This window comes from Shewanella gelidii, assembly GCF_014647855.1.
Lineage (GTDB): Bacteria > Pseudomonadota > Gammaproteobacteria > Enterobacterales > Shewanellaceae > Shewanella > Shewanella gelidii.
The window spans coordinates 621788-634994 of the sequence record NZ_BMPZ01000002.1; the positions used below are offsets into that span (position 1 = coordinate 621788).

A 13207-nucleotide genomic window follows, 5' to 3' on the forward strand; every position below is an offset into this window, starting at 1 on the left:
TTAACCGGTCAAAGGGATTGAAACTCTTACATGCTTGCATCATTTTATGCCCCCCCATGGATTAAGTTTTGGCTTGTTCTAGGCTGAGCTGGAAGGCTGTGAGCAGATTCGCCTTGTATTGCAGCCGATGGTGTTAAACCGGCGCGGTCAATTTTGAGCTCAATAGCGGCTAACCAACGCTGAGCCTGACTATCATCGGGTTTTTGTGACAAATAGGCTTGATAAAGTCCTCTTGCCTCAATCAGTTGCCCGCGAAACAGTTCTAAAAAGATGGCTAAATTGAGTTGTGCCTCAGGGTAATCAGGCCAAATTACAAGTGCTTTGCGGTAGCTTTGTTCTGCCAAAGTTAGTTGCCCTGCGAGTCGCGCGACTTGCCCGCGAATTTGGTGCGCGTAAGCATTGCTCGAGTTGTACGTAATCGCTTGCTTGAGTAGTTGCTCAGCAACATGAAACGCAGGGTCATCGGGAGAAAGCTGCGACCATGAAGCAAGCCCGCTTTTTTGTTTGGCTCGCTGTAACGCAATAATAGCCTTGTTTACATAAGTTCCGGAGAGGTGTGGGTGAGATTGAATTATTTGATCAAATGAAGCCTCTGCCTGAGTCCATTGTTGCTGGTTCATTTGTTGTTTCGCAATTTTAAACGTTTCAATGATTACAGGTGGCAGTTGTGCATCCATTTGTTTCGCTTTGTCGAGGAAAGGCATGCGCACGCTAGGTGTATCGGTCGAAGTCCCATTACCATTGATTTTGTCCCTGTCTTTCGCATCTGAACGATTCAATTGGTCGCTTGCTTCTGACGCTGTGTTGGCCGTATCCATCATAGCAACAATATGCTCACCCATGCTCTCGATGCTTTCTTGGTTTGTTTCTTGGGTGCTGGTTTGAGAGTTTGGCAAGTTGCTACAACCTGCTAGCAGTATCAATAGCGCTATGATTAACAGCAGCTTTATCATCACAGAATTGCAAATGCCTAACTGGTACTGTCCAACACCTTTCTTTTGCGAGCTTATCGCAACAGTTCTATGGTGTCGTTTGAGGTTTCTTCCGCTGTGATGAGCGAGTTTAGTACATGGTATCAATAACGTCATGACTACGCTCCTTCTTGTCATAGAGTGCCGGAGACATTTCGGCAAGCTTGTTAAAGCTTTGGGCAATCCAGCGGTCATAAATATCTTGCCATGCTCTCTGGCTATTGGTTTCGTGGATCTCAATCGCTTTTTCTTCAAATGGGTAGGCTAATTCTTCTAGCAATATTTCGTATTCTTCAAGCGCGAGCTCATCCAAATTCTTCGGACGTTCTGACTGCATGACATCTGCCGCCAATTGACGGTACATTTCAGCCAATTGATAGGTAGACTGGGGGACATATTGAGCTAACTCCATCGTCAGAACCTGCTGAAAATAATGAATCGCCTGCTTCATTGCTTTTTGCTTACGTTTCAAGCTGGTTTGTAGAGGCGCTTTTAAGCGTACTTGATTAAATGTTGTTTGATGTGCAGTTGCGAGTCCAAAAGCTGCCGTAGAAGCGAGCTCAATCTCTCTGGCTCCTATCTGTTGAGGCGCGACTTTATTTTTTTTGCTATGGAAGTTTAAGATTTTCCGGAACCAAAAATATTGTTTATCCGTTTCCTGACTGATTCGATAAAACTCACTCATTTTGTAACGAACTTCTTGGGCGATGTTGAAGGGTTCAGGGTAGCTGTTTGCATAGGTTCTAAAAGCTTGTAAAGCCTTTTGATGGTTGCCGGACTTGTCATAATAATCTGCCGCGGTATATTGAGCTTCTCGTTTCAACTCTGGAGTGTCTGCCCGCTCCGCCATCACTAACAATTGTGCTGCAGCAAGTTGCCATTGCCCTAAGGCTTCATAGCTTTGGGTTAGCTTCGCAGGAATTGAGGCACTATATTTGTGATTGGGATAATTTTGTTCAAAAGCTAAGAGCACTGTGACTGCTTGTTGCCAATTTTTTTGTTCTAACAATAAGTTTGCGGCATCAAATTCTGCGGTACTGCGATATTCAGATTCAGGAACAACTTGTCCAACTCTCAACAAGGTTTGAACTGCCAATTGTGGCTGAGAATTTTTGTAGGCTTGGGCTTGCAAGTAGATACTGGATGCAAGACGCTCCCGCATTTCTTTTCGAGTTTTACGGATTGTTAGACGATCTTGTGTTTTTGCTCTGGACTCAATATTTTTATCGACAAACCCCAGCGCAACCCCATAAGCGTTTTCTGCTAGCTTAAATTGTTTATCTTGGTATTGCTTGTGTGCAAAAAGCTGGCTGACAACTTGTGCTTGTTGCAGGGCCACTGGAGAAAGCTGTCTTGCCTGTAGGGAGGCTTGGTTGGTGCTTAAATGTTGAGTGTCTAACCCATGGGATTGTAAAACAAAATTTTTGAATTGAGTTAAGGCAGTCAGGTCATTGTCATCAAAAGCATATTTTGCGGCATGGGTTGCTAATTCTAATGCACGTTTATCCTGCGGGTAGTGTTCTATAAAAAGCTTGTCGAGCTGATTTCTTTCCAAACGCCAATCATCCGTATGCACTGAATTTGCGGTGATATTGGATGGCGTCATCTTCCTAATGGTGACTGTTGCGGCATAAGCTGCATTTTGTTTAATTTCTTTATCTTGCGCTGCAACCGAACGAGAAGGTTGGTGTGCTTGTGCCTCGGAGCTTGTTTGCAGGGCTATAGGCTTGTCGCCGTAGGCAATCGATTTGTATAGCTGCAAGGCCTTTGGATAATCTTGCGCTTCGAAGTTGGCGTCAGCATATAAGGACTCTTCAGGGAGTAAGTTGCCACTTAGCAAGGCTTGGCTGTGTACAGATGCATATCGAGCAATTTCTAGATACGCTTTTAAAGCACTCGCTGCAGAAGTGAAGGCCTGAATACGCACTGTCCCATTAGATTGTGATTGGGCATGAGCGTATAAACGCCGACTATGTTCTTCACTAAATTCAAGGAGTTTCGGCAAAAGTTCCTGCTGTTGTGCCAGGGGCGCTTGCTGCCAAAAACGACTTGTTAAGCCAAATTGCTGAATGTAATCGCCTTTGAGTGTTTGCGCCTCGTTAAATTTACCTTGCTGTTTTAACAAGTCGAGTAGTGGGAGCGTAAACCGTGCAGCCCAGATGTTGTCTTTGGCGAGTTCAATGTAAGCTTGGTAAGTTTGTTGTGCATCGAATATAAGGTCTTTTTGAAGTAAGAATGTCGCTAAGTGTTTAAATAGTAGGTGCTGATAAAGTGGCAAGTATTGTGTTTGACTGTGATTAACCAGCTCAACTAGTGATAGAGATTGCTGTTGTTGACTTAAAGATATACTGAGGACGCGCTGAGTATCGATTGCTAAATTTTGGTGACGATTGCTGAGTTGCTCAAAAGAGAAGTTATCTCGGGATTGTTCTAGATTTTCAAGAGTTAACATGGCATCAAAAACCTTTAAAAAGCTCTGATCTGCATGATAAAAACGTCCAAGCTTAAAATGAGACCATCCCTGCATATAAAGACTATTGACGCGGTATTTTTCATTATTTCTAGCGTTTAGTACTTGATGGTAAGCTTGAATTGCTGCCGAGTAGTCTTCTAAGTTGTAGTATATTTCTCCTCGCCTAAAGTTTAATTCAACAAAGTATTTGGTTTGAGGATAGCGACTTAGCAATAGCTCCATCTGATTTAAGCTGGGTTGTAATTGGCCTTGCAAGTCAAGTGCTTTTGCTAGCTGATATCGAATATGTTCATTTTCAGCGCGATTGGGAAAACGTTGTAAAAGAGCGTGATAATCGTCAATAAGCTGTTGAAGTGCTTGTTCATCATTTTTAATTTTTACCAACGCCAGGCGCTCACTATGTGCCGAATTGCTATCTGGGATATCTGTGCCAAACGCTTGCGCTTCATAGGCTTCAGAATTGATTTGTACCAATCTATATTCAAGTTTTGTTCGAACTTCTGGATCAGGCTCAAGTGATAACAGTTGTAAATAAATGGCTTTAAGCTTCGCTGCCCGTTGTGACTCTGATAGCTCTACTTGTGCAACAGATACAGCTTGCTGCTCCGCTGCAAAATCTGCCAACGTGGCCCTTTTACTTGGTGTGTCAGAGCGATTACCGGTGCTTAAACAACCGGTTAATACGATACAAAGCGCAAGCAGTAAGCTATGTAAGGAAGAGTATGAATGACTTGCACGATGAAAGAGCATTACAAGGTTCCTCCATCAAGGCGGCCAACGGGTTGGGTTTGCGATAGTGACATTTGCTCTAAAGCAGAAGCCATCTTGTGGCGGGTTGTGAGTAACAGCTGGGCGAGGGTACTTTGCTCTGTTTGCACAAATTTGGCGACTTGTTGGTGTATTTGTTGAGCCGTTTGAACTCTTAGCTTTGCAATCCGCATGAGCGTGTCGTCAATCGATTGCTCAGAATGTTGCTGACGCACTTGAAATTGTGTAAGCCGTTCTGGAGAAGTTGCAATATCATCTAAGCGTAAATTCTGGGCTTGTAGTTGACTGAGTACGGCGTTGAGTTGCTTCAATTGCTTTTGATGTTGCCAAAGTCGCTGAGGTAACTCGGTTTGCATTTTCCACTGCAATACCGACTTTAAGCGGGATAAACGATGTTGATACTCTTCTATATTTCTGTGTTTTTTGAGGTTTTCGAGACGCTGTTCATTGATTTGAATTTTTTGTAATTGACGCAATTCATCCAACGTAGCAAAAGCTTGTCCGTTTTGATTCCTTTTTGCTTCTTCGATTTTCTTCGCTAATTCCTGGGTATCGCTATGAAGGCGAATATACTGCTGTTGGTAATCGACTTGTGTGCGCCGAGTAAGCACTTGGGCTTGCCTTTGTTGGTTTAGCGCAATGGTATGATTAAGCCACTGACTTTGTTGTTTCAGGGTTTGAAGGTGCTTCGCTAAGGCGTCTAATTCGGCTAGATTTTTATAGTTTTCTTGCAAACTGGCATCATTGAGCGCTTTACGCAACCACTGTGACTGGGTTTGATAACGAGTTTGCTCACCGAGTACTAGGGGAGTGTTATTTGCCGACCATGCTCTTGTCGTTTGCTCCTGTTCATATGCTGCAAATTGGCTTTGTACGTTTGGTTTTGCGATTGATGGCTGCGGTGCAAATTCAAGAGGATTTGAAACTGCTTTAAATTCGGCATGGAAGTGTTTCAAGCTCTGTTCTTGTTCGGTAAAAAATAGTTCGGCTTGCAGGTAACTGGACATTGCTTGCTGAAAAGATATTTGATCTTCGATTTGCATCGCTTTGAGTAAAGCGGCTTGCCATCCCAGATGAGATTGCGGGTATGTGTTTTTCACAACTTCAAGCAGCTTTAGTGACGTGTCGAATTGTTTTGATTTTTGCGCAGCGTAGGCAAAGAGAAACAGTGCGGCCTCACTGTATGGACTGGCTTTGGGGAAATCTTTCAGCTCATGGTATGCCGCGGTGTAGTCATTTTGCTTAACGTACATCTGCGCAAGTAACAAGCGAGCGTAATCTTGTACTGCTTGATACTGGTCGAAGTCAGCTTGATTAGGGGCAAGCTCAATCCCAGAGTTATTGAATGGATTAAAAAGCGTTTGCCAAAAGCTTGGTGCGATAGCTTGCCAACGGTTGGTTTTTAAAGGGGTGAGTAAAGCTTCTGCTTGTTCATAGCGAGTTTGCTCAATATCTAACAATGCTTGATTCAGCTGGATATAAGCGCGTGTGAGTGGTTGTGTTTGCGAGGTATCACTAGATGTTGGGCCGTTGTTTGAACCGGAGCTGCCTAGGGTTCCCAGTGCTTTTTCTTTCGGTGAATCAGGCCAATATACTAATTGACTAAGCACCGTGTATTGATCTTGATAAGTTTCTGGAACACGATTTATTTTTTCTAAGGTTTGGCGAGCAGTGGTGATGCTTCCTTGCAGAAATTGCTGCTCAGCCAGCTGAAGTTGTGCGATGAGCAATAACTCCTGCGGACTTGTGTTGCTCGACTGTTGTGATGACTTCGTTGGTTTCAGAGCAGATGATAGGCTTGCTTCAAAGCCTTCTAGTGTTTCAGTTGCTTGTTGGTGGAGCCCCACTGAAACCTGCAGTCCCGCTTCAAATAAATTGCTTTTAGCTGACGATGATTTTGATTTTTTGCGGTTTAAACTGACTTGCCGTAATGCTGATGCATAATCACCTGCGAAATAAAAATAGAGAGCTTGACGGTATTGCTTTTCTTGCAGTGTGGGGGCCGGGGCAGGTTGAACTGTAGTTTCTTCTGCATTGACGGACAGCGTTAAAACTAGGATTAAACTAACCATTAAAAGCTGGATGCAAACGCGTACCTTGGGCACGAACATATCGTGTAATTTGAAGGTGAATGGCAGCGAGCGCATGTGCTTTAAATCGGACATGAACTAGAGCACCCAATCTTCAATTTGAACATCTGCGCGGTAATTTGACTCACTGTCGACCACTTTTAATTCAATCATGACGGTTTCATCATCTTTGTCGAATTGATGTGTTGCTGCGCGTTGTATCGTTCGTCCTTCCGCATCTTTGCCTGTGAAAATCGCAGTTAGCTGGTGTGCGCCTGTTTTCAAATTACCCAGGTATAAACGTTGTATTCCCCCTTGTTCTAAAGCCTGTCGTTGTCTTGGTGTGTACAAAAAACCAACCACACTGCTGTTATTGATCTTCAGTTCCACGCTATCAATTGCGAAGAATCGGCCAACATCGACGGAAACAAATACTGCGATTTGAGTACTGGCTGGGAAAAGTAGATCTTCTTCTAAGATAAATAAATCACGGTTGAGTTGCAGAACTTGGCTTTTAATCTCTTCAAGTTCTGTTGCGAGTGGCTTTTGAGTATCCAGTTCATTTGCTGCTGTTGATGCGCATAAGGCAAGCGTAAAAAGGCCAATGAATAAGCGCCCAAATTGAGAAATTGTATGCCGGTAAATCCAAAAAGCTGTATGCGTCATATCCATATACTCTTTATGTCCATTGCTTATTATGATTCTGTTTTCATTTACAATGGCTTAGTTGAGAATTGAGCCGTCTCAATCCCTGTTATTCGCAGATTACGTTTTCCGTTAGAAATACAAACTGTAAAAGGCTCTGATGACATTGGCTGAGAATCCATAAAATGGTTCGTTACCAATGCCGCCTTCTGCGGTGGGATCTCTGAAATTGTTATAGTCAAATTTCATATAGTCCCATTGCAGTGTGGCTTCAGCGGGCCAATCATTGAACGACAATGATGCTGGCATTGTATAAGTCAAACCGATTCCTAAGGTGAGGTCGTTGAAGTCACTCAGCTCCTTATCACGCGCAAGGTAGTTTTGCGCATCTCGATAGGGGAACAAATCACTGTAGAACTCAGCTTGTGTTTGCTGGTAATACCTTGCTTTTAGTTCTAACTCGAAAGAATCACCAAAAGGATGTCGATAGCCGAGCTCTACATCACTCGCTGTAATTTCCCAACTATCGCTGAAATGGCGATAATGAAAGAATAAGGCTGCTCGGTAGGGCAGGTAGTAACTGGCCGATAGCTTGGCGGCAAACGAGTTTCGAGTTTCTGGGTAGATTTCGGTTTGGTAACCAACCCCTGAAGGCAGCGAATTATCAATAAACCGCACGGTTCGATAAGGATTATTCAGGTAACCTTTATCTGCGATAGCTTCAAAATTGAGGCTTGCGGTTAAGTTACGGGTTAAAATTTGGCTGATCCCGGCATTTATGCGGTATTGCTCACTTTGTTCTTGAAAAGATTCATCGCCATTGCGGCCGATTTCGTTATCACCATACGCAAACCCAAGGCTAAGATTCGTGAGATCACCAAATGTATCTTGGGAAACATTGAAACCAAACGAGCGTGCCAGAAAGTCATCTTCATCACTTTGGCGAATATTGAAGGACATGAGTGTTTTACCATGGAGGTACTCCACACCAAGCTGTCCCTCATGGCGAGTTTCAGAATAAGGGCTGGCAGTACTCATGACATCAACCGATGCAGAAGAGATGCTATCTAGGTAGTAATACGCTTTAAAAGCGAGGGATTCTGAGGTTTTTTTACGAACGAGAAGCGATGGACCGTCAATCTTCATTCCACCGCCTTCATAGCTGTGGTACAAAATATCTGCGCGATCGGGCGCTAATACGGCTGCATTCGCCTGTAATGTAAACAAGCTGAATGCGCAGCAGAGAAGTACTAGCCACGTCACCTGAAGGATGTTTTGGCATATCTTGTTCTCAGGGAACATCTTAGTTACAGCCACAACCGCCTCCTCCTGTGCCTTCTGCACCTCGTGCAGATTCCCGCGCTTCTAAAACGTGTGCGACATGCATATTCGCAATTGGATGGCGGCTATAATTCATGATTGGATCGGCGAGGTTTTGTCGCTCATAGGGCTTTACCCATGGTTCAATCTCGAGGCTTGAACAACCAGATAATCCACCCAGAGCGAGCAAGAAGGTTATTGTGCCAATTTTACGCTGCCACTTATCCATAAGTTATTCTCTAATCAGTGTTTTAATTGCTTTTGCGTATTTCTTTTCGTAACCGCTTTGGTATCCAAGGAAAATGTGTCGAACCGTACCATTGCGATCAATAATTACTGTGGTTGGCATTGCTTCCACTTTGTAGGATTTTGACAATGTGTTTTCATCATCAAAGAAAATGGGAAAGCTTAAATCCAATTCAGCTAGAAAATCTTTGCCCGCTTGGTTTTCTTGCTCGACATTTATTCCCCATACTTGTACGCCTAAATCTTGGTATTTATCTTGTAACTTCTGTAATACAGGCATCTCTTTTCTACAAGGACCACACCATGATGCCCAAAAATTGATCAGAATGATGTTGCCCCGTTGCTCTGCAAGCTTGTAGTTGTCGCCCGCCATGCTTTTGAGTGTAAAGTCTGGTGCGTTTTCTCCTGCTGTAAGCGCGTTAGCAGCGGTTGTGAATAGCATTACGCAAGCAATACTCAGGGGTTTCCAGATATTCATATTCAATCGCATTGGCGCTCCATGAATTTATTGTTCAATTCAAATCGACCTAGGTCGGTTAAAAGTACACGGCGATTCCCGTAGTAAAGTTTAGGTTGTGCGTTGTTTTAGACTCACCCGTCACTTGGGTATCAAAAATGTAGTCACTCATACTGATATCCCAAGCAACCCAGTCATTTAGAAATACACGATAATTAGCCGTCACATTTACAGTAAACTGTTCGTCGCCGGCAAACTCAGTGTTTCCGCCACCAAGTTCAATTGAAAACATACTGTTAAAAACGGTGTCTTTGCTAAAAAAAATCTCACCTGGTAATAGGTTGTAACCGATATTGAGGCCATAGTACGTTAGGTCTCGTTCATCATCGGTAAGCAAAGGCGCTGCATTAGCAAGCTTTTCAAAACTTGTTGTGCCAGCTTTTGCTTGGCCATAACGCGCTTTAACATAAAAATATTCGTTGATGTGATAGCCCACATGAGCATTAACCCAGCCACTAGACTCAAAATCTTCAATCGAGATAATTCCGCCGTGCAATCCAGCTTCAAAGTTCTCTGTGTCGAGAACATCGTCTAATACCGTCCGGCGGTCGACATCGGCTTTCACTGTGCCTGTTGCCTCTGGCTCTGCTGCTTGCGCAATTTGAGGGATGGCCAAAGCTGCAACTGCACACAGCCCTGCAGTCATCATAGGCATTAAAAAAATACGCTGAAACCTAGTTTCCATGTTTGGATCTCTTCGTTGTCGTCTCGGTCTGTTAAAGCAAGCGAGAATCTATATTCGGCACGCAATAAGAAATTTCGCGCGATGTGATATTTAATCCCTGTCGCTGCACTCATGAGAGTGCTACGACGTGATTCTGAATCCGCAAGGACACTATGGGGCGTGGTATTTATCATCCCGCCACCGACCCCAACATATGGGATAACGGTCCACTCAGGAAATGGCTGACTCATGAGCATTAACTCAATGACATCACTGTCTGAAATATTTCCGAGCGCCTTACCAACCGATAGCTCAGTGCTAAATACAGAACTCAAGGCATAGCTGCCATATAAGTTATAAAAATTTGCGCCTTCTAGATCGCCATACATGACGCCGACTTCAAAATTTCGCTGCTGGAAATCTTGTTCATCTATTTGTGGGTTCGAGATGGCTTGTCCGCCTTGTGTTAGCCCCAAAAGATCGTCTTCGTGGAACCAACCCTCTATACCGCGTTTATCTTTGACTTTTAGCCAGCTTGTACGCTTAACAAGAACCGTTACATATTCACTGTTTTCGACTACATGCACGACCGGATATCCAGCACTCGGGCCTGAGCGGAGCTCAACGTATGGTACTTCAATTTTTAAGCTTGGGTTTGAATCTGAAGCACTCCAAACCACGGGTGACAATACAAGCATCAAAATTGCAGTTATGAAATTAAGTAGCGCTTTATTCATAAATCCCTTTGTTTCTTTAGTCACGAGTTGCCATACAATTGCCATTGGGCCGATTTAATCTTGTGGGTAAAAAGGCGTATTGTAATATTGAGCACCAATATCAAGCCACTCTCGTAGCAGCTTAAGTTCATGCTCGGTTAGCATACCATCATGTGTGCTATTTGATTGAATATCAAAGAATCTTTCACTAGCAGCGGCACCGTTCACCGACATTATAGGTGACACGCCCACTGTTGTTAGTACCGGAATGGGGTTGCCATCTGCGTCCAAGATTAACTCTCCATTGCTGTCGACTTGATAGACGACATTGCCATTTTCATCGAGGACTTCGACAAGTCGGTCAATTAAAATTCCATCAACTTCTTCTTGTTCAACATCGTTGAAAAAGAGTTCGCGATAACTGGTGAGATGAGCAGCTTGATCGCCAGAAGGCGTGCCGAGTAACTCTAATTGGCCTGCAGGAACCATTGCTGCACTATCGGTATCGACAATGTTATGACAGCGAGTACAGGTGTTATCTGCAATGACCTCTTGTGTTATCTCGTCTATTTGTATGCGTGGAAGCTCCCACAAGGGTTGAATATGTTCGACATAGTTAATTTGAATTCGGCAATAAGCAGTCCAATTGCTAAAACATTCATGACCATTGGGTGCTTGGGTTGAAAGCTCCTGATATTGATAATTCAGCGCAGGATTGATAGCCGACAGCGCAGGATCTGTCCAGATGTCTTGGTAACGGATATCAGCTGAAAGTGTGGCTAAGCCGTTAGTCATCTCATCCGCCTGTGCCATGGTTTGGCCTTGTTCAGGAATGATATTGGAGTTGGTGTTGGGATAAGCAGTGCCGCCAGAAGCCCCTAGATTAATACTCGTCGCTTGTGCGTTGAGTCGACCATGTGGGAGCGTGCTATTTGCGGTATGACACCCCTGACACTCAAGTGTTTCACCTGCTTTTAAGGTTATCCACTGACGATGGCGGCCCCCAATTCTCTGCCCCTTGTCATCCAATATACTAATTGCCAGTGGAATATTGGCTGGAACTTTTACTTTCACAGAGCCATCAGGTTGGATTGGGGTATAGCCAATAATTTCTCGCATTAATTGATTCGTACTGCGGCCAAAATCAGTGTTGGGTATGTTTCTAACGTCTTGAGGCGGCATGGGGACGCCCCTCACTATTCGCATAAAGCGAGCTGGTCGCTGAGCTGCTGTAGTTTGGGTTGGGTCACTGAGTTGAGTGATGCCACCTATATTATTTGCTTGGATGCTTGAGTCTTGGCCGTCAAAGTCATAAACACTACGAATATGGATTGCAGCAGCAAGGTCTTGGCTCAATTGGGCGTCTAACTCATTACCAATAATTTGGTTTGGGATAAATGTTTTCGGCTGCTCAGAGGGCTGCATGACGACGGCTTCTGTAATTACTTTACCCTCAAGAGTTGAAGCGACAAGTTGTTGTGTGCTGTCTTTGTTATTTAGCAGCCAAAGCTCATAAAGAGGGGGGGCAAGTTGTAAGTTTTCATCTGCTAGTTGTTCTGGTGTGAGTTGACCACAGGCTCGAATTTGTTCTTCTACAATCGCTCGACAAAGCTCCCAACTCATCAAATACCGTTCACTTGTATCTGGGAGTGGGAAGAGGTGGTTGAGTCGACCAGAAAGGGAAAGTGAATCAGAGAAGTTAAAATCAAAATCAAAGTTAAGTGTTAAATCGGTCACCGCTGCTTGTTGTGGTGTCGCTGCAGCAATAGGCTGCTGGTGGTCCGTATAATCTGTAAGATTGACTATGACAGGCCGTTTTTGCAAAGCACGATCATCCTGAGAAGCCAGCAGCATAAGGATTTTCCCATCAGGCGTTTGCTGGGGTTTAATGAATTCCACTAATTCGTCTTGCTCATCAAGAGGCAGTTGGTGTGAGTGCCAACCAAACATTAATTGGTTCTCGGTCCCATCAGGGTTCATGCGATAAAGGTTGATACCATGATTACCGCCCATGGCATCCCAGCGGCTATATAATATTTGTCCGCTTTGCAGGACCAGTGGGTATAAGTCGTGGCTTAAATTAAAGCTGATTTGCTCAATCCCAGTACCGTCAGCGTTCATCACATGAATATTAAAAGCGGCAGTGTTCCGAGATTCATCAAGGGCCGTATATTGGGGTTTACCTTCATCGAGTAGAATCGCACGAGCTAATCTTTGCCGAGTTGAAGCAAAAATGATACGACCATCGGGCAGAAAAGATGGCATCAAATCATCACCTTGTTCTGCGGTTGTATCGCTAACTATCACGCGTTCCAAAATTTGCGTTGTTTGGTCGTAACGCCATATGTTCCATTTAGGTTGGTCTTCATCGTCAGCCCCTTCGATTTCGGGAGCTCGAATTGACAATAATACTTGTTGGCCGTCATCAGAAACTGAAATATCACGAATATCTATAGGTTGTTCTGCTGCAAACAAGCCTGCTGTGATATTTGTGGCTGGGGAATCTGCGAACGCATTACGCTTGACGAATAAGTTTGCTCCAGGATTGAAGCGGGCAGGTTCTCTTGGAGAGAACCGGGGGATTTCTGTGGTATCACCATCTTCGATTACCGAATCGCGTTCTATATAAAGGACTGGGTATTCGACTAGAACAGGATCAGGCTGTTCATCCTTTATTGCCGTGTCGGTATCACATGCGGTTAAAATTACAAATATGAATAACAGCAGTGCTTTATCGGCTATGGTCGATCCCATTCATTTTCCTTAATGATCTATCAACGCTGCTTAGCTCTTACCACAAAAAGTGAGAGTGGTTTTG

The 13207-nt window shown here is 44.0% G+C and carries 10 protein-coding genes; all 10 read right to left on the reverse strand.

From position 1 onward, the window contains the following. Positions 1–44: 44 nt before the first annotated feature. The 10 genes from IEY18_RS06250 to IEY18_RS06295 all read right to left on the reverse strand — a co-directional run bounded on the left by IEY18_RS06250 (position 45) and on the right by IEY18_RS06295 (position 13143). On the reverse strand, positions 45–1088 hold the full coding sequence (locus tag IEY18_RS06250; RefSeq protein WP_188918884.1) for a tetratricopeptide repeat protein: 1044 nt from the start codon (positions 1086–1088) through the stop codon (positions 45–47). After that, positions 1063–4194 carry a tetratricopeptide repeat protein gene (locus tag IEY18_RS06255; protein ID WP_188918886.1) on the reverse strand — a complete coding sequence of 1044 codons (3132 nt, stop codon included), beginning with the start codon at positions 4192–4194 and terminating at the stop codon, positions 1063–1065. Before IEY18_RS06255 ends, IEY18_RS06250 begins: the two co-directional genes overlap by 26 nt. After that, complete coding sequence (locus IEY18_RS06260; protein ID WP_188918888.1) at positions 4194–6284, reverse strand: coiled-coil domain-containing protein; 2091 nt, start codon at positions 6282–6284, stop codon at positions 4194–4196. Before IEY18_RS06260 ends, IEY18_RS06255 begins: the two co-directional genes overlap by 1 nt. 96 nt (positions 6285–6380) lie before the next feature. Next, positions 6381–6947, reverse strand: a complete 567-nt coding sequence (locus IEY18_RS06265) for an AraC family transcriptional regulator (RefSeq protein WP_229779748.1) — start codon at positions 6945–6947, stop codon at positions 6381–6383. Positions 6948–7058: 111 nt separating this feature from the next. After that, positions 7059–8243 carry a DUF3570 domain-containing protein gene (locus tag IEY18_RS06270; protein WP_229779749.1) on the reverse strand — a complete coding sequence of 395 codons (1185 nt, stop codon included), beginning with the start codon at positions 8241–8243 and terminating at the stop codon, positions 7059–7061. Then, positions 8230–8475 (reverse strand): DUF4266 domain-containing protein, encoded by a 246-nt coding sequence (locus tag IEY18_RS06275; protein ID WP_188918891.1) that lies wholly within the window; start codon positions 8473–8475, stop codon positions 8230–8232. The genes IEY18_RS06270 and IEY18_RS06275 overlap by 14 nt, the downstream gene beginning before the upstream one ends. A gap of 3 nt (positions 8476–8478) precedes the next feature. Then, positions 8479–8982 (reverse strand): TlpA family protein disulfide reductase, encoded by a 504-nt coding sequence (locus IEY18_RS06280; protein WP_229779750.1) that lies wholly within the window; start codon positions 8980–8982, stop codon positions 8479–8481. A gap of 46 nt (positions 8983–9028) precedes the next feature. Then, positions 9029–9694: an outer membrane beta-barrel domain-containing protein gene (locus IEY18_RS06285; protein WP_229779751.1), complete on the reverse strand. Its 666-nt coding sequence runs from the start codon at positions 9692–9694 to the stop codon at positions 9029–9031. Then, positions 9664–10455 (reverse strand): SH3 domain-containing protein, encoded by a 792-nt coding sequence (locus IEY18_RS06290; protein ID WP_188918893.1) that lies wholly within the window; start codon positions 10453–10455, stop codon positions 9664–9666. Before IEY18_RS06290 ends, IEY18_RS06285 begins: the two co-directional genes overlap by 31 nt. Before the next feature lie 9 nt (positions 10456–10464). Further along, entirely contained in the window at positions 10465–13143 is a 2679-nt protein-coding gene (locus tag IEY18_RS06295) for an HzsA-related protein (RefSeq protein ID WP_188918895.1), read from the reverse strand. Between the last annotated feature and the right edge of the window lie 64 nt (positions 13144–13207).